This is a genomic window from Brachybacterium horti, from assembly GCF_054777615.1.
The window spans coordinates 174,614-191,920 of the sequence record NZ_BAAHAM010000002.1; the positions used below are offsets into that span (position 1 = coordinate 174,614).

The 17,307-nt window shown below is 73.7% G+C and carries 14 protein-coding genes; 10 read left to right on the forward strand and 4 right to left on the reverse strand.

The genetic code is table 11. The annotated features are described in order from the left end of the window. Positions 1 to 13: 13 nt before the first annotated feature. Positions 14 to 1,048 (forward strand): protein kinase family protein, encoded by a 1,035-nt coding sequence (locus ACYVAP_RS06015; protein ID WP_498859966.1) that lies wholly within the window; start codon positions 14 to 16, stop codon positions 1,046 to 1,048. 75 nt (positions 1,049 to 1,123) lie between these two features. Here the strand turns inward: ACYVAP_RS06015 and ACYVAP_RS06020 are convergent, their stop codons facing one another. Next, positions 1,124 to 2,338, reverse strand: coding sequence for a PLP-dependent aspartate aminotransferase family protein (locus tag ACYVAP_RS06020; protein ID WP_498859967.1), 1,215 nt, complete (start codon positions 2,336 to 2,338; stop codon positions 1,124 to 1,126). Positions 2,339 to 2,408: 70 nt separating this feature from the next. After that, positions 2,409 to 3,473 (reverse strand): MDR/zinc-dependent alcohol dehydrogenase-like family protein, encoded by a 1,065-nt coding sequence (gene tdh / locus ACYVAP_RS06025; RefSeq protein WP_498860435.1) that lies wholly within the window; start codon positions 3,471 to 3,473, stop codon positions 2,409 to 2,411. Positions 3,474 to 3,651: 178 nt separating this feature from the next. Between tdh and hrpA the strand changes: the two genes are divergently transcribed. The 3 genes from hrpA to ACYVAP_RS06040 all read left to right on the forward strand — a co-directional run bounded on the left by hrpA (position 3,652) and on the right by ACYVAP_RS06040 (position 10,089). Next, positions 3,652 to 7,506, forward strand: coding sequence for an ATP-dependent RNA helicase (gene hrpA / locus ACYVAP_RS06030; protein ID WP_498859968.1), 3,855 nt, complete (start codon positions 3,652 to 3,654; stop codon positions 7,504 to 7,506). Between the two features lie 460 nt (positions 7,507 to 7,966). Continuing rightward, positions 7,967 to 8,572 (forward strand): hypothetical protein, encoded by a 606-nt coding sequence (locus ACYVAP_RS06035; RefSeq protein WP_343905807.1) that lies wholly within the window; start codon positions 7,967 to 7,969, stop codon positions 8,570 to 8,572. A gap of 59 nt (positions 8,573 to 8,631) precedes the next feature. Then, a complete protein-coding gene (locus ACYVAP_RS06040) occupies positions 8,632 to 10,089 on the forward strand; it encodes an NAD-dependent malic enzyme (RefSeq protein WP_498859969.1) in 1,458 nt (485 codons plus the stop codon). 40 nt (positions 10,090 to 10,129) lie between these two features. Here ACYVAP_RS06040 and ACYVAP_RS06045 read toward each other — a convergent pair whose 3' ends face one another. Next, positions 10,130 to 10,630: a VanZ family protein gene (locus ACYVAP_RS06045; RefSeq protein WP_498859970.1), complete on the reverse strand. Its 501-nt coding sequence runs from the start codon at positions 10,628 to 10,630 to the stop codon at positions 10,130 to 10,132. A 94-nt stretch (positions 10,631 to 10,724) separates the two neighbouring features. Between ACYVAP_RS06045 and ACYVAP_RS06050 the strand changes: the two genes are divergently transcribed. Beyond that, positions 10,725 to 11,084, forward strand: coding sequence for a DUF3039 domain-containing protein (locus ACYVAP_RS06050; RefSeq protein ID WP_498859971.1), 360 nt, complete (start codon positions 10,725 to 10,727; stop codon positions 11,082 to 11,084). A gap of 142 nt (positions 11,085 to 11,226) precedes the next feature. Beyond that, positions 11,227 to 13,035, forward strand: coding sequence for a DEAD/DEAH box helicase (locus ACYVAP_RS06055; RefSeq protein ID WP_498859972.1), 1,809 nt, complete (start codon positions 11,227 to 11,229; stop codon positions 13,033 to 13,035). Positions 13,036 to 13,102: 67 nt separating this feature from the next. On the opposite strand, the gene ACYVAP_RS06060 is transcribed toward ACYVAP_RS06055, so the two are convergent. Further along, on the reverse strand, positions 13,103 to 14,482 hold the full coding sequence (locus tag ACYVAP_RS06060; protein ID WP_498859973.1) for a nicotinate phosphoribosyltransferase: 1,380 nt from the start codon (positions 14,480 to 14,482) through the stop codon (positions 13,103 to 13,105). Positions 14,483 to 14,570: 88 nt separating this feature from the next. Between ACYVAP_RS06060 and clpS the strand changes: the two genes are divergently transcribed. The 4 genes from clpS to ACYVAP_RS06080 all read left to right on the forward strand — a co-directional run bounded on the left by clpS (position 14,571) and on the right by ACYVAP_RS06080 (position 17,290). Further along, entirely contained in the window at positions 14,571 to 14,888 is a 318-nt protein-coding gene (gene clpS / locus ACYVAP_RS06065) for an ATP-dependent Clp protease adaptor ClpS (RefSeq protein ID WP_498859974.1), read from the forward strand. Then, positions 14,889 to 15,521: a DUF2017 domain-containing protein gene (locus ACYVAP_RS06070; RefSeq protein ID WP_259359490.1), complete on the forward strand. Its 633-nt coding sequence runs from the start codon at positions 14,889 to 14,891 to the stop codon at positions 15,519 to 15,521. It begins immediately after the preceding gene. Between the two features lie 126 nt (positions 15,522 to 15,647). After that, complete coding sequence (gene murI / locus ACYVAP_RS06075; protein ID WP_498859975.1) at positions 15,648 to 16,511, forward strand: glutamate racemase; 864 nt, start codon at positions 15,648 to 15,650, stop codon at positions 16,509 to 16,511. Further along, positions 16,508 to 17,290: an MBL fold metallo-hydrolase gene (locus ACYVAP_RS06080; RefSeq protein ID WP_462587925.1), complete on the forward strand. Its 783-nt coding sequence runs from the start codon at positions 16,508 to 16,510 to the stop codon at positions 17,288 to 17,290. The genes murI and ACYVAP_RS06080 overlap by 4 nt, the downstream gene beginning before the upstream one ends. Positions 17,291 to 17,307 lie beyond the last annotated feature (17 nt).

The following is a 17,307-nucleotide window of genomic DNA, read 5'->3' on the forward strand; positions in this document are numbered from 1 at the left end:
CTATCGTGGCCCGGTGACCTCGGATCCCGTCCCTCCGCCTCCGTCGGCCCCGCTGCCTGTCAGTCCGTCGACCGTCAGCCCGCCGCCCGCCGACCTCCCCGTCGACGAGCGGCGGGTCCGGCGTCTGCTGGAGGAGCTGGACCTCGAGCCCGGCGTCGAGCACACGTCACTGCAGCTGCGCATCGGGCCCGCGCCGCTCGGTGAGGGATGGGACAACGTGCTCTGGCCCGTGGGGGAGCACCGGCCAGTGGGGGAGGTGCGGCCTGAGCGGGGGCATCGGCAGGAGGCCGGGGTCGACGGCCGATCGGTCGTGCTGCGGGTCGTCCGACGGGAGGCGGCGCGGCCGCTGCTCATGCGCGAGGCGATCGTGCTGCGCCTGCTGAACGGTGCCGGGCCGCTGCCGATGCGCATCCCTGATCTGCTCGGAACGCACCCCGAAGCGCTGCTGGTGACCTGGACGTCCGGGGACGTCGCCGCCTCGGCCCCGGCCGCGCAGCAGGAGCGGGCCGCCGTGGCGCTCGCGGAGATGCTCGGCGCGGTGCACTCCCTCCCGATCGCTGCCTCCCTCGAGCGGAACCCCGTGCGGGGTGTGCCGCTCGTGACCCGGGCCGCGGCCTTCGCGCACGATCTCGACCGGGCGGAGCTCCCCTGCCGGGCCCGCGAGGAAGCCCGCCGTCGCTGGGAGCGCGGGCTCGGCGCCGCGACCTGGGCGGGCCCGGACCTGCTGCTCCACGGGGACCCGCACCCGGGGAACCTCGTGGTCCCGGAGGCCGGCGCCGAGCCGCCCGTGCTCATCGACTGGGGTGACGCGACCCCCGGGGACCCGGCGAGCGACCTGGGCGCCCTGCTGCTCCATCACCCGGATGCGACGATCCTCGCGGGCTACCGCGAGGCGGCCAGCTGGCGCGGCGTCGCGGACGAGGCCGTCTGGGCGGCGCTCGTCGACCGTGCGGGCGCGTGGTCGGTGCGGCTCGCCCTCGCCCTGGTCATCGCCTATCCGGCGGAGCACCCGCTGGGACGGGCGGGGCGTCGCCTGCTCGACGCCTGAACAGCGTCCCGCCCCGGCCCCAGCGGCGAGCCCCGGCCCCGCCCCGGAGGTGCCGAGGCGGGGGAGGTCGGACCGTCAGCCGTGCACGGCGGCGCGGGCGGCGACGAAGGCGCGCACCGCGGCCTCGACGTCCTGTTCGGTGTGCGCGGCGGAGAGCTGCACACGGATCCGCGCCTTCCCCTGCGGGACGACCGGGTAGGAGAAGGCGGTGACGAAGACGCCCTGCTCGAGCATGGCGTCGGCCATGCGCCCGGCGAGCGCCGCGTCGCCCAGCATGACGGGCACGATCGCGTGCTCGCCGGGGAGCAGGTCGAAGTTCTCCTCCGTCATCCGGGCCCGGAACAGCTCCGCGTTGCGGAAGAGGGTCGCCCGCAGCTCGGCGCTGCCCTCGACGAGCTCGAGCGCCTGCAGGGTCGCCGCGGTGATCGAGGGGGCGAGGGAGTTGGAGAACAGGTAGGGGCGGCCCTTCTGCCGCAGCAGCGCGACGATCTCGCCGCGGCCGGAGACGTATCCGCCGCTCGCCCCGCCGAGCGCCTTGCCGAAGGTGCCGGTGTAGAGGTCCACGCGGTCGGAGACGCCGAAGTGCTCGGGGGTGCCCGCGCCGGTGGCGCCCATGAAGCCCACGGCGTGGGAGTCGTCGACCATGACCAGTGCCCCGAACTCCTCGGCGAGGTCGCAGATCCCGGGGAGCGGGGCGAGGTAGCCGTCCATCGAGAACACGCCGTCGGTGACGATCACGGTGCGGCGGGCGGGCGCGCCGTCGTTCTGGGTGCGGGTCGCCTCGAGCTGGGTGCGGAGGTCCTCGAGGTCCGCGTTCGCGTAGCGGTAGCGCACGGCCTTGGACAGCCGGATCCCGTCGATGAGGGAGGCATGGTTCAGGGCGTCGGAGACGATCGCGTCCTCCCGGCCGAACAGCGGCTCGAAGACCGCGCCGTTCGCGTCGAAGCACGAGGAGAACAGGATCGTGTCCTCGGTGCCGAGGAAGGCGCTGAGCGCCCGCTCGAGCTCGAGGTGGAGGTCCTGGGTGCCGCAGATGAAGCGCACGGAGGCCATGCCGAAGCCGCGCTCGTCGAGCGCCCGCTTCGCCGCGTCGACGAGACGCGGGTCGTCGGCCAGGCCGAGGTAGTTGTTGGCGCAGAAGTTCAGCACCTCGGCGCCGTCGCGGCCGGCGGGCCCGGCGGTGATCCGGCCGGCCTGGGGCGTGGTGATGACGCGCTCGCGCTTGAAGGTGCCGGCCTCCTCGATCGCGGTGAGCTCGGCGGTCAGCTGGTCCTTGAGATCGGTGTACACGGGGGTCCTTCCGGGACGGGGCAGGAGGGGGCGAGGGGTGGCGGTGCCGGGGTGGGCGCGGGCCGACGGGTCAGTCCGAGTGCTCCCAGCCCAGGAGCACCTTCCCGCCGCTGCCGGAGCGGGCGACGTCGTACGCCTCCTCCCAGCGGGCGGCGGGGAGGACGTGGGAGACGGTCGCGAGGACCCGCTCGCGCAGCACGGGCGAGGTGGAGATCATGGCGCTCATCGCGTTCCAGGTCTCGTACATCTCGCGGCCGTAGATGCCCTGCAGCGTGAGCATGTGGGTGATGACGGTGGTCCAGTCGAGCTCGAAGTGCCGGGCCGGCAGTCCGAGCAGGGCGATCTTCCCGCCGTGGTTCATCGTCGCGATCATGCCCTGGAGGGCGGAGGGCTGGCCGGAGATCTCCAGGCCCACGTCGAAGCCCTCCTTGAGGCCCAGGTCCAGCTTCGCCCGGTCGACGGTGGTCGTCGCGACGTTCAGAGCGAGGTCCACCCCGGCGGCGCGCGCCATCTCGAGGCGGTGCTCGTGGACGTCGGTGACGGCGATGAAGCGGGCCCCGGCGTGGCGGGCGACGGCGGCGGCCATGAGGCCGATGGGTCCGGCGCCGGTGATGAGCACGTCCTCGCCGACGAGCGGGAACTTCAGCGCCGTGTGCACGGCGTTGCCGAAGGGGTCGAAGAGGGCGCCGAGCTCGGGGGAGATGAGGTCGGTGCGGCCCTCGTGCTCGTGGACCCAGACGTTGAGGTAGGGGATCGCGACGTACTCGGCGAAGGCGCCGTCGCGCTGCACGCCCACGCTGCGGGTGCGGATGCACATCTGCCTGCGGCCGGCGCGGCAGTTGCGGCAGGTCCCGCAGACGACGTGGCCCTCGCCGGAGACGCGGTCGCCCACGCGCACGTCGCCGGCCTCGGCGCCGACCTCGACCACCTCGCCGTAGAACTCGTGGCCGGGGGTGAAGGGCACCGTGTCGCACATGGCGCGGGCGGAGTCGTCCCAGTCATGGACGTGGAGGTCGGTGCCGCAGATCCCGGCGCGCAGCACCCGGATGAGGACGTCGTGGGGGCCGCATGCGGGCCGGGGCAGCTCGACGAGCTCGAGGCCGGCGGCGGGAGAGGTCTTGCGCAGTGCGCGCATGGGGGGCTGGGACATGGGTGGTCTCCGTGGCTCCATCGCTCGGGGTGCGCCGGGGTCTCCGGACGCAGGGCACGAGTCTAGGGGCCGGGCCGCAGGAGCGCGGGGCTTCGCACCGTCCTGCGGGGCGGAGGGAATCCCCGTGACCGTCCAGGTCGTCGGCCCGTAGAATCGATCCGCCATGACCACGCCCGCCCTGCGCATCCAGTACCCAGCGGACCTCCCCGTCTCCCAGCGTCGCGACGACATCGTCGAGGCGCTGCGCGAGCACCAGGTCGTCGTCGTCGCCGGCGAGACCGGCTCCGGCAAGACCACGCAGATCCCCAAGATGCTGCTCGAGATGGGGCTGGGAGCGGAGGGCCGGCTCGTCGGCCACACCCAGCCGCGACGGATCGCGGCGCGCTCCGTCGCGAGCCGGATCGCGAGCGAGCTCGGTGAGACCCTCGGCGAGGGGACCGTCGGCTACCAGGTCCGCTTCACGAAGCAGACCGCCGAGGGCGCGCGGCTGAAGCTCATGACGGACGGCATCCTGCTCGCGGAGATCGGCCGCGACCGCCTGCTGCGCCGCTACGACGCGATCATCATCGACGAGGCGCACGAGCGCTCGCTGAACATCGACGTCATCCTCGGCTACCTCCGCCAGATCCTCCCCGAGCGGCCCGACCTCAAGGTCGTCATCACCTCCGCGACCATCGACCCGGAGCGCTTCGCCGAGCACTTCGCCGCGACCCTTCCCTCCGGCGAGCGGGTCCCCGCACCGATCATCGAGGTCTCCGGGCGCACCTTCCCCGTCGAGGTCCGCTACCGCCCGCTCGTGCTCGAGCCCGACCTCGAGGAGGACGACGAGCTCGAGGACGTCCACTCCGTCGAGCGTGACCTCACCCAGGCCGTCCTCGACGCGGTCGACGAGCTCGCCGCGGAGGGACCCGGGGACATGCTCGTCTTCCTCCCCGGGGAGCGGGAGATCCGAGAGATCTCCGACGCCCTCACCGCGCACCTCGCCCGCGGCACCCGCGGCCGCGCCGCCCTGCCCGTCGAGGTGCTGCCGCTGTTCGGCCGGCTCTCCGCCCAGGACCAGCAGAAGATCTTCTCGCCGCCCGCCGCGGGCACCTACCGCCGCGTCATCCTCTCCACGAACGTCGCCGAGACCTCGCTGACGGTCCCCGGCATCACCTACGTCATCGACTCGGGCCTCGCCCGCATCTCCCGCTACTCCCAGCGCACCAAGGTCCAGCGCCTGCCCATCGAGCCCGTCTCGCAGGCGAGCGCGAACCAGCGCTCGGGCCGCTCCGGCCGCACCCACGCCGGCATCGCCGTGCGCCTGTACTCCGAGGAGGACTTCGAGGGCCGCCCCGAGTTCACCGAGCCGGAGATCCTGCGCACCTCCCTCGCCTCGGTCGTGCTGCTCATGACCTCGCTGGGCCTCGGCGACGTCGAGTCCTTCCCCTTCGTCGAGCCGCCCGCGAGCCGCGCGATCATCGACGGCGTGCGCCTGCTCGAGGAGCTCGGCGCGATCGAGGACGATCCGCGCTCGCCGGGCGGCCGCCGCCTCACCCGCGTGGGCCGCACCCTTGCCCGCTTCCCGCTGGACCCGCGGATGGCGCGCATGCTCATCGAGGCGGACCGCCTGGGCGCCCTGCGCGAGGCCCTCGTCATCGTCGCCGCCCTCTCCATCCAGGACCCCCGCGAGCGGCCGCTCGGCCAGGAGCAGCAGGCCCGGGAGAAGCACAAGCGCTTCGAGGACGAGACGAGCGACTTCCTCGCCCTGCTGAACCTCTGGAACCACCTCAAGGAGCGCCGCGACGAGCTCTCCTCCTCCGCTTTCCGGCGCGAGGTGCGCCAGGAGTTCCTCCACTACCTGCGGATCCGCGAGTGGTGGGACCTGCACGCCCAGCTGCGGGACATGGCCAAGGACGCCGGGCTCTCCGCGAACGACACCCCGGCCTCCCCGGCCGCGATCCACCAGTCGCTGCTCGCCGGGCTGCTCAGCCACGTCGGCCTCTACGACGACCGCACCCGCGAGTACTCCGGCGCTCGCGGCGCCCGCTTCGCCCTGTGGCCCGGCTCCGCCCTCGCCAAGAAGCGGCCCGAGCTGGTCATGGTCGCCGAGCTCGTGGAGACCTCCCGGCTGTGGGGGCGCACGGCCGCCCGCATCGACGCCGCCTGGGCGGAGGAGGTCGGCGCGCACGTGCTCAAGCGCTCCTACTCCGCCCCGCACTGGTCCTCGAAGCAGGCGAGCGCCATGGCCCACGAGAAGGTCACGCTCTACGGCGTGCCGCTCGTCGCGGACAGGGTCGTCGGCTACGGCCGCGTGGACCCCGAGGCCGCGCGCGACATCTTCCTGCAGAACGCCCTGGTCGAGGGGGACTGGCGCACCCGCCACCACTTCTTCCGCGACAACCGGGCGCTCGTCGCCGAGCTCGAGGAGCTCGAGGCGAAGACCCGCCGGCGGGACCTGCTGGTCTCCGACGAGCAGGTGTTCGGCTTCTACGACGCCCGGATCCCTCGCGAGGTCGTCTCCGGCCGGCACTTCGACTCCTGGTGGAAGAAGCAGCGCCACGAGACGCCGGACCTGCTCACCCTCACCCAGAAGGACCTGCTCGCGGCGGAGGACGGCGTCGCCGAGACCCTGCTCGCCGAGTTCCCCGACGTCTGGGTGCAGGGGGACCTCACCCTCCCGCTGAGCTACTCCTTCGGCGAGGTCGGCGCGAAGGGCGCCGACGGCGTCACCGCGACCGTGCCGCTCGCCGTGCTCAACCGGCTCGAGCCGCGCGGCTTCGACTGGCTCGTGCCGGGCATGCGCGAGGAGCTCGTCACCGAGCTGATCCGCTCCCTGCCCAAGCCCATCCGCCGCCACCTCGTGCCCGCCCCCGAGCGGGCGAGGACGGTCGCCGCGACCCTGCACGACGACGACCCCGACGCCGGCGAGCCCTTCCTCGAGGCGGTCGCCGACGAGCTCGTGGGCCTGCCCGGCGTGCCCGACGACCTCGGCCTCTACGGCCCCGAGTTCGACACGGCGAAGCTGCCGCCGCACCTGCGCATGCACTTCCGGGTCGTGGACGCGAAGGGTCGCCAGATCGGCGCCGGGGACGACCTCGCGGCGCTCAAGACGCAGCTCAAGGCCCGGATCGACACGACCGTCTCCACCCAGGGCGACGACCTCGCCCGCACCGACCTGCCCGGCTTCCCCGAGGCCGGGGTGCCCCGCGCGCACGTCTCGCGCACGGGTGGGCTCACCGTCACCGGCTATCCGGCGCTCGTCGCCCGGCGCGGGGAGGACGGTCGCCTGCAGCGCGTGGACCTCGCCGTGCTCGCGACCGCGGACGAGCAGGCACTCGCCCACCGCGAGGGCGTCATCGCGCTCGTGGACCGGGCCGTCGGCACGGATCTCCAGGGCGTGCTGAACGCCCTCCCGAACCCCACGAAGCTCGCCGTCGCCGGCTCCCCGTACGCGAGCACCGCCGCGCTGCTCGAGGACGCCTCCCGCGCCGCGACCTCCGCGCTCGTGGGGGAGGGGGACGTGCGCGAGCGCCCCGCCTTCGACGCGCTCGTCGCCGAGGTCCGCGCCCGGCACGACGACCTCGCTGCCCAAGCGGTGAAGGACGCCGCCGCCGCGCTCGCGGTGAACGGGAAGCTCCAGAAGGAGCTCTCCCGGGTGCCCTCGCTGTCGGTGCTCGGCCAGCTCACCCGGGTGCGCGAGCACGCCGCCTCGCTGCTGGGGGACGGCTTCGTCTCCCGCACCGGGGTGGAGCGCCTGGGCGATCTGCGCCGCTACCTCGAGGCGGATCGCCTGCGGCTGCAGAAGCTCGCCGAGAACCCGCGCCGCGACGAGCAGCTCGACGGGCAGCTGCGGATGGCCGAGGAGCACTGGCACGCCGTGCGCGGCCGCCTCTCGCCGCGCCGCCGGCGCGAGGCCGACGTGCTCGAGATCGACCGGATGCTCGAGGAGTACCGGGTGAGCCTGTTCGCCCAGACCCTCGGCACCGCGATGACCGTCTCCGACAAGCGGATCCGCAGCGCCATCGCGGCGCTCTGAGGACGGCGCGGCGGCGCTCCGAGCGGTGCCGTCCGCGTGGTCGGGCGCACATCCCGGGGCCGTCGGAGCGTGCTCGCGCTCACGGGACGCGCCCGGTGGTCGAACTTTTGCCGTCGGATCCTCGGCGCGGGCGCTGCGGAGCGGCTCCGGCCCCGGTCGCGCCCGGTTCCCGGGCGGTCACCGGCGACGATGCCCTGACAGGCAGGTGTCCGAAACGCCGTCAAGGACGGTCAAGGATCGTCATGCGTCGGCAAAACGGCACTCCGGCGAGGCGGACATTCCCGGTGTGATCCGCGAAACCCCTGTTCACAGCGCTGCGAGCGGTCCGTACCGTCGATCGGACTCCCACCGGGGCGCGGTCGGCCCATCTCCTGGCCCGCAGCCCCGGTCCGCCGCCGGGTCCCCGGCCGCGGATCCGACCGCGTCCTCCGGGGCGCCCCGCCCGAAGGTGCTCTCCCGTATGACCGTCTCCCGCCGCCACCTGCTCCGCGCCGCTCCGCTGGGCCTCGCCGCCGTCTCCGTCCCCACGTTCGCCGCGACCGCGCTGGCCGCCCCGTCGGCCCCCGCCGAGGCCTCCGACGAGTGGACCGAGGAGTTCCTGACGCGCGCCGAGAACCGCGAGTACTTCGCGCTGGACGACATGGACGACTGGCAGACCGACAACGCGCGCTTCGTGATCGCGGTGTGCAAGGGCCACGGCATCAGCGCGCACGGCGCTCAGATCGTCCTCGCGACCGCGATCGTCGAGGCGTGGCTGTACAACTACGAGCCGGCCGTCGACCTCGACTCCGGCGGCATGTTCCAGCAGCGCCCCTCCATGGGCTGGGGCACCGCGGAGCAGGTCCGCCACAAGAAGCGCGCGATCGACGCCTTCCTGGGCCTCGGCGACCACTCGGAGGCGCCCGGCTTGCTCGACGTGGCCCCCGACTACGAGAGCTGGGACGTGGGCAGCGCCGCGCAGGCCGTGCAGGCCAGCGCCTTCCCCGAGCGCTACCAGGAGCAGGCCGAGGCCGCAGCGGCGATCTGGGACCGCTACCAGTCCGAGGTCGATCCGTACACCGACTGACGCACCCGCCGCCGCGGGGCGGTGCTCGCCACCGCCCCGCGCTCGTTAGGCTGTGCCTCATGTCACCGTCGCCGTCTGTCAGCTACTCCATCACGATCCGCCTCGAGTTCGAGGCCCGCTCCGCCGCGGTCAGCGACATCACCAGTCGCCTCGAGCAGGGCGGGGCCACGGTCACCGCACTGGACGTCTCCGCCTCGGGCCCCGAGCGCATGCGCGCGGACATCACCGTGCTCACCGCCGGCCACGACCATGCGATGCAGGTCGTGGAGTCCCTCAAGGACCTCTCCGGGGTGGAGCTCGGCAAGGTCTCCGATCGCACCTTCCTCGCCCACCTGGGCGGCAAGCTCACCGTCGAGTCGAAGCTGCCGATCCGCCACCGCGACGACCTCTCGATGATCTACACCCCGGGCGTGGCCCGCGTGGTCAAGGCCATCGCGGAGAACCCCGAGGACGCCCGTCGCCTCACCATCAAGCGCAACACCGTCGCGGTCGTCACCGACGGCTCCGCGATCCTGGGCCTGGGCGACCTCGGCCCGCTCGCCGCGATGCCGGTCATGGAGGGCAAGGCCGCCCTCTTCAAGCGCTTCGCGAACATCGACGCCTTCCCGATCTGCCTGGACGCCCACTCGGTGGACGAGATCGTCTCCCACGTCAAGGCGATCGCCCCGGTCTTCGCGGGCATCAACCTCGAGGACATCTCCGCCCCGCGCTGCTTCGAGATCGAGGACCGCCTGCGCGCGGAGCTCGACATCCCCGTCTTCCACGACGACCAGCACGGCACCGCGATCGTGGTCGTGGCCGCGCTGCGCAACGCGCTGCGGGTCGTCGAGAAGGACATCGCGACCGCCCGCATCGTGCTCTCCGGCGCGGGCGCCGCGGGCACCGCGATCCTGCGCCTGCTGCGCGCCGCGGGCGCCCGGGACGTCGTCGTCACGGACATCCACGGGATCGTCCACGAGCGGCGCGAGCAGCTCGAGGGCCGCCTGCCGTGGATCGCGGAGGTCACCAACCCCCGCGAACTCACGGGCACGCTCTCCGACGCGATCCGCGGCGCGGACGTCTTCATCGGGGTGAGCGCCGGCAACATCCTCTCGGCCGAGGACGTCGCGTCGATGGCGGAGCGCTCGATCGTGTTCGCGATGGCGAACCCGACCCCGGAGATCGACCCGGCGGAGGCCGCCAAGCACGCAGAGGTCGTCGCGACCGGCCGCAGCGACTTCGCCAACCAGATCAACAACGTGCTCGCCTTCCCGGGCGTGTTCCGCGGGCTGCTGGACGCGCACGCGACGAAGGTCAGCGACCGGATGCTGCTCGCCGCCGCGAAGGCCCTCGCCGACGTCGTCACCGGCGAGGAGCTCAACCCCACCTACATCGTCCCGAGCGTCTTCCACGACGGGGTGACCAAGGCGGTCGCGAGCGCGGTCGAGGAGGTCGCCCGCGAGGAGGCCGGCACGGTGGACACGATCACGGGCGCCATGCGGCCGGTCTACGCGGACGAGATCGTCCTCGAGCGCTGAGCGTGCGCGGCCGCTGGCCGCGCCCCGGGCGTGACCCGGATCAGGCCCGCGGGCCGTCGACGGCGAGCTCCGGCTCGTCCTCGGCGGCCCGTTCCCGCGCCCGTCTCCGCTCGAGGGACCAGGCCGCCACGCCCGCGCCCACGCCGATCACCCCGGCGAGGAGGTCGAGCGGATCGGCGGAGCGCTCGGGCATGAGCGCCCCCTGCAGGATCTCCACGAGCGCCGCCTCGAGGACCACGCCGATCGCGACCCAGCCGATCGGGAAGCGGCGGAGCGGGGCGAGCAGGCGGCCGATCGCCCACACCGTGATCGCCATGACGAGCAGATGCCAGAGCTTGTCCATCCCCGGCACGCCCACGCCGGGGGTGCCCTCGGGCAGCGAGGGCAGGAAGAAGCCGATGTTGAGGACGAGAGCGAGCGCCGCGACCGCGATCCGGGCGGCGGGGTAGCCGCCGGCGCGACGCACCTCGGAGGGGACACGGGAGAGGAACGCCGCCGCTCGCGCGGGGATCGTCGGGGGCAGGTCCGTCCCGGTGCTCATGCCCCGCATCGTCCCACCGCCGCTCCCTGACAGCGCGGAGGCGGGGCCGCTAGGCTCGGGGGGTCCGCCCGCGCCATCGCCCCAGGGAGCCGTCATGTCCTCCACCTCCGACCCGTCGCGCACCGACCCCTACGCCGATCAGCCCGGCTCCGGCTCGACAGCCGTCCTCGACCGCCAGAAGCAGGCCCAGGAGCAGGAGACCGACGGTGGCGACCACGACCGCTTCGCCCACTACGTGCGCAAGGACAAGATCACCCAGGCGGCCCTCGACGGCACGCCCGTGATCGCCCTCTGCGGCAAGGTGTGGGTGCCCGGCCGCGACCCGAACAAGTACCCGGTCTGCCCGGAGTGCAAGGAGATCTACGAGGGCCTGCGCGAGCCCGCCGACGGCGGCGACGGCAAGGGCGAGGGGAAGGGCGGCGGCTTCCGCGGCTTCTTCGGCGGCCGCCGCTGATCCTCGCATCGGCCCCGCGGGCCCGTGCCCGTCCCGACCGGGGAGGGTGCGGGCCCGCGTCCGTGGCGACGCGCCGGGGCGACTTCCTCACATCGTCCCTGCAGGTGGATCGTCGGCCCGCGACGGTACGGTGGACGGCGTTGTGACGACTCCTTCCCTCTTCTCCGCGAGCGACCCGCGCCACCCCTCCGAGGCGGCCGCGCGATCGCTGTCCCCGGCCTACCCCGAGCGCGCCGCGTGGGGCACCGCCACCAAGCTCCGCGCGTGGCAGGCGGAGGCCCTCGAGCTCTACCGCAGCAGGTCCCTCAAGGACTTCATGGCGGTCGCGACCCCCGGCGCCGGCAAGACGACCTTCGCCCTGCAGATCGCCGCCGGCCTGCTGCAGGAGGGGACCGTCCGCCGGATCACGGTGGTCGCCCCGACCGAGCACCTCAAGACCCAGTGGGCGGACGCCGCGGCGCGCGTGGGCATCTCGCTGGACCCGAACTTCTCGAACGCCCAGGGCCGCCACGGCGCCCACTACCAGGGCGTCGCGCTCACCTATGCGCAGGTGGGCATGCATCCGGCGCTGCACCGGGCACGCACTGAGGCCGACCGCACCCTCGTGATCCTCGACGAGATCCACCACGCGGGCGACTCCCGCACCTGGGGCGACGGCGTGCGCGACGCGTTCGACCCGGCCGTGCGGCGGCTCTCGCTCACCGGCACGCCGTTCCGCTCCGACGACTCGCAGATCCCCTTCGTCACCTACGAGGAGGACGGCGAGGGCTTCCTGCGCTCGAAGGCGGACTACACCTACGGCTACGGCGAGGCGCTCGAGGACCACGTCGTGCGTCCCGTGCTGTTCATGACCTACTCCGGGCGCATGCACTGGCGCACGAAGACGGGCGACGAGGTCTCCGCGCAGCTCGGCGCGCTCGAGACGAAGGACATCACCCAGCAGGCCTGGCGCACCGCGCTCGACCCCAAGGGCGACTGGATCCAGACGGTGCTGGCCGCCGCCGACCGCCGCCTCACCGAGGTGCGCCGGCACGTGGCCGACGCCGGCGGCCTCGTCATCGCGACGGACCAGAAGGCGGCCCGCGCGTACGCCGCGACCCTGCACGACATCACCGGCGAGCAGCCCACCGTGGTGCTCTCCGACGACGCCGGCGCGGGCGCCCGCATCGAGGCGTTCTCCGCCTCGAAGGACCGCTGGATGGTCGCCGTCCGCATGGTCTCCGAGGGCGTCGACGTGCCGCGGCTCTCCGTGGGCGTCTACGCCACCTCGACGGCGACCCCCATGTTCTTCGCCCAGGCCGTGGGGCGCTTCGTGCGCTCGCGGACCCGCGGCGAGACCGCGAGCGTCTTCCTGCCGACGGTGCCGATCCTCATGGCCCACGCCGCCGCGATGGAGGCCGAGCGGGACCACGTGCTGGACCGTCGGCCCGCGGAGGGTGACGCGGAGACCGGTCTCGACGAGTCCCTCATCGAGCAGGCGAACCGGCCCGAGCAGGCCTCCGACCAGCTCGAGATGTCCTTCGAGGCGCTCGAGTCGAAGGCGTCCTTCGACCGCGTGCTGTTCGACGGCGGCGAGTACGGCTCCGGCGGCGTCGAGGGCAGCGAGGACGAGCAGGACTTCCTGGGGATCCCCGGGCTGCTCGACGCGGACCAGATGCGCACCGTCCTCCAGCAGCACCAGGCCGATCAGCAGGAGCGGCTGCGGCGTGCTGGCGGGTCCCGCCCCGAGGAGCGGCAGGTGCCGGTCGTGGACCACCGCCGGCTCATGGAGCTGCGCAAGGAGCTCAGCTCGCTCGTGGGCGCCTGGTCGCGCAAGTCCGGCACGCCCCACGGCTCGGTGCACAGCTCGCTGCGCTCCCGCACCGGAGGCCCCGCCGTCGCCCAGGCGAGCGCGGAGCAGATCCAGGCCCGGATCGACCTGCTGCGCGGCTGGTTCGTGGGCCGGAAGTAGCCCCCGGGCGAGCCGACCCCGGCGGGGCGGGCTCGATGCCGGACCGCCGTCGGCCCCCGGGGCGTCGTCAGCCCAGGGCGCGGGCCGCCTGGCCGCCGTCGGTCAGGGTCGGGATCGCGATCGGGCCGTCGGGGCCGTCCTCCGGTCGCAGGCAGAGCTCCGCGAGCGAGGAGGCGTGCCGCTCCCGCCCGTGCTCGAGCGCCTCGACGGGGGAGAGGTCCCAGACCCGGTGCCCCCCCTGGAGCAGCGGCACCTGGAGCGGCCGCAGCCGCGTGCGCGCCCACTCCGCGGGGGCCTGCGAGGCGAGCAGCTGCGCGGTGAGCTCCCGCTCGAACTCCGCGACCTCCGCCTCGCCGGGGAGCACGAGCTCGGCTCGCGCCCGGTCGCCCACGAGGAGCCGGTAGGCGCTCTTGCCGGCGCCGAGGGTCTGCTTGTCCGCGGAGCGCTTGCCGACCGGGTGCATGGCGCCGTCGGCCCCCTCGCGCTCGACGAGCTTGAAGACGAAGCCGGGAGCGGGGTGACCGCCCCCGGTGACGAGCCGCGTGCCGATGCCGTAGCCGTCGATCGGGGCGTCGGCGAGCTCGTCGAGCCGGTGCTCGTCCAGGTCGCTCGTCGCGGTGATGCGGGTCGACGTCGCGCCGAGGGAGTCCAGCAGCGCGCGGACCTCCTGCGCCTGTGCGCCGAGGTCCCCCGAGTCCAGGCGCACGGCGCCCAGCTCCGGTCCGGCGATGTCGACGGCGGTGCGGACAGCCTGCTCGACGTCGTAGGTGTCCACGAGCACCGTCGTCCCGGCGCCCTGGGACACGATCTGCGCGCGGAAGGCCTCCTCCTCGGTGTCGAAGAGCAGGGTGAAGGCGTGCGCGGAGGTCCCCGCGACGGGGATCCGGTAGTGGGCGCCCGCGGCGAGGTTCGAGGTCGAGGCGAAGCCCACGAGGTAGGCGGCGCGGGCGGCGGCGATCGCGGCGTCCTCGTGGACGCGGCGCCCGCCCATCTCGATGCAGGGACGGCCGCGGGCGGCGGTGATCATCCGCGAGCCCGCGGAGGCGACGCCGGAGTCGTGGTTGAGGATCGAGAGCACGACGGTCTCGAGCATGACGGCGTCCGCGAAGGTGCCCTCGATGCGGAGGACGGGGGAGCCCTCGAAGAACAGCTCGCCCTCGGCGTAGCCGTGCACGTCGCCCGTGAAGCGGTAGTCGGCGAGGAAGGCGAGGGTGTCCTCGTCGAGCACGCCGGTGCGCCGCAGGTAGCGGAGGTCCGCCTCGTCGAAGCGGAAGTCGGCGATCGCGCGGAGCACCCGGTCCGTGCCCGCGAGCACGCCGTAGCGACGGCCTTCGGGGAGGGAGCGGGTGAAGACCTCGAACACGCAGGCGCGCTCCGCAGTGCCCGCCTCGCGGGCGGCGCGGAGCATCGTCAGCTCGTACAGGTCGGTGAGCAGCGAGGAGGTCACGGTCCCACCGTAATGTGTACGGCCGCCTCCGACGCAGGCGCGCCACGTAGAATCGCCCCTGCCTTCCCCCGTCCCGTCAGGAGATGTCATGCCCGCCGTGCTGTCGCAGCCCCGATCCGCGCCGGGCGCCGCGACGGACCTCACCCCGCAGGAGCGGCCGACCGCGGAGGGCCCCTGGGCGACCGCGGTTCACAACGACCCCGTGAACCTCATGAGCTACGTCGTCTACGTGTTCCGCCGCCACTTCGCCTACTCGCGCCCGGTCGCCGAGGCGCTGATGACGCAGGTGCACGAGAAGGGCCGGGCGATCGTGTCCCGCGGGTCCCGCGAGCGGATGGAGACGGACGTGCAGGCGATGCACTCCTACGGCCTGCGGGCCACGCTCGAGCGGGCGGGGGAGGACTGAATGGCCCACGCGTTCCGCCGGCGACCCGACTCGACCCTGGCCTGCCGCCTCGACGGTGAGGAGAAGGCGATCCTCGCGCAGGTCGCGCAGGAGACCGCCGAGCTCATCCGCACCGACCTCGGCATCGAGACCGGGAACGGCTCCCTCCGCCGCGCCGCGCGCAGCGAGGACCCCCTGCAACGGCTCGAGGCGGAGTTCGCGACGCGGGAGGCGCGCGAGCCCTCCGACAGCGCCGTGCGGCGCCTGTTCCCCGCCGCGAGCGAGGACCCGGAGCTGGCCGCCGAGTACCGGCGGCTCGGCCAGCAGGACCTCGCCGAGGCGAAGCTCGCGGACCTGCGCACGGTGATGTCGATCCTCGACGGCTCCGGTCCCGGGCACGGCGAGGTGGTGATCGACGAGGAGCAGGCGGTCGTCGTCCTGCGCGCCCTGAACGACGTGCGGATCGTGCTCGCGGACCGCCTCGGCCTCGAGCGGGACGGCGACTTCGACACCGTGCGGATGCTCCAGCAGATCGGGGAGCGCGTCGAGGGCGCCTCCCCGGAGGACGACGAGCACGTCGGCTCCGAGGTCGTCATCGCGGTGTACGAGCTGCTCTCCTGGCTGCAGGAGTCGCTCCTGCGCGCCCTCGACTGATCCCCGTCGGCTCCCCGGCGCCTTCGTGCTCCGACGCCTCTCGCGTGGCGGGCGCGGCGCTGTGACCCTCGCCCCACTGAGCGCGCCGTCACTGCTCGCGCGGCGCGGGCGCCCTAGCCTTCTGGGATGGACAGCGTGGCGGGGACGAGCGGTCCGGGCGAGCACGGCCCGGCCTCCGGCAGCGCGCCGATCGGCGTCTTCGACTCCGGCGTGGGCGGGCTGACCGTCGCCCGCGCCATCCTCGACCAGCTGCCCGGCGAGGAGATCCTCTACATCGGGGACACCGCCCACACGCCCTACGGGCCCCGCCCCATCGCGGAGGTCCGCGCGCTGGCCCTGGACATCATGGACTCGCTCGTGGAGCGGGACGTGAAGATGCTCGTCATCGCCTGCAACACCGCGAGCGCCGCCGTGCTCCGCGACGCCCGTGAGCGCTACGACGTGCCCGTCGTCGAGGTCATCCAGCCGGCCGTGCGCCGCGCCGTCGCCGCGACCCGCAACGGGAAGGTCGGCATCATCGGCACCCGCGCGACCATCTCCTCCCGCGCCTACGACGACGCCTTCGCCGCCGCCCCCGCCCTCGAGATCACCTCCGCCGCCTGCCCCCGCTTCGTCGAGTTCGTGGAGCGCGGCGAGATCAGCGGCGACGAGGTCGTCGAGGTCGCCGAGGAGTACCTCGCCCCGGTCAAGGCCGCCGGCGTGGACACGCTGGTGCTCGGCTGCACCCACTACCCGATGCTCGCCGGACCGATCCGGCTCGTCATGGGGCCCGAGGTCACGCTCGTCTCCTCCGCGGAGGAGACCGCGCTGGACGTGTACCGGCAGCTGCGCGCCGCCGGTATCCAGCGCACCGACGCGCGGCCCCCGCAGCACGTCTTCGCGGAGACCGCGGACGGCCTCGGCGGGCCCTCGATGTTCGCCCGCCTGTCGCGCCGCTTCCTGGGCCCGGCCGTGACGATGACGACGACCCTCCCGGTGGTGGTGCCATGAGGATCCGTGTGATCGGCTGCAGCGGCAGCTTCGCCGGCCCGGACAGCGCGGCCTCGAGCTACCTGCTCGAGGAGACCGACGCCGCCGGCCGCACCTGGCGCGTGCTCCTGGACCTCGGCTCGGGCGCTTTCGGGCCCCTGCAGTCCGCGATCGACCCCACGGAGCTCGACGCGGTGATCGTCTCCCACCTGCACCCGGACCACTTCCTCGACGTCACCGGTCTCGAGGTGTTCTGGGCGTACCACGAGCGCACGGACCTGCCCCAGCTCCCCGTGCACGGCCCCGCCGCCCTGCCGGACCGCCTCGCGGCCGTGCTCAGCCGCGACGGCCACGTCCCCGACGGCGTGGACCGCGTGCCCTTCGCCTACGGCGCGATCGAGGACGGCCAGCTCCTCGAGATCGGTCCGCTGCGCATCGAGGTGCGCGCCGTGCTGCACCCGGTGGAGGCCTACGGCTTCCGCGTCACCAGCGGCGACCAGGTGCTCGCCTACTCGGGGGACACGGACACCTGCCCGGCGCTGCTGGACCTCGCCGCCGATGCGGACCTCTTCCTCTGCGAGGCCGGCTACATCGAGGGCCGCGACGACCGCTTCACGGGCGTGCACCTCACCGGCCGCCGCGCCGGGCTGATCGCGGAGCAGGCGCGCGTGCGCTCCCTCGCGCTCACCCACGTGCCGGCCTGGACCGACCCGGCCGTGCCGCTCGCGGAGGCCCGCGAGGTCTTCGACGGCCCTGTCCGCCTCGTCGCCCCGATGGATATCCTCGACCTGTCCCGCTGAACGACCCCGAGGAGCAT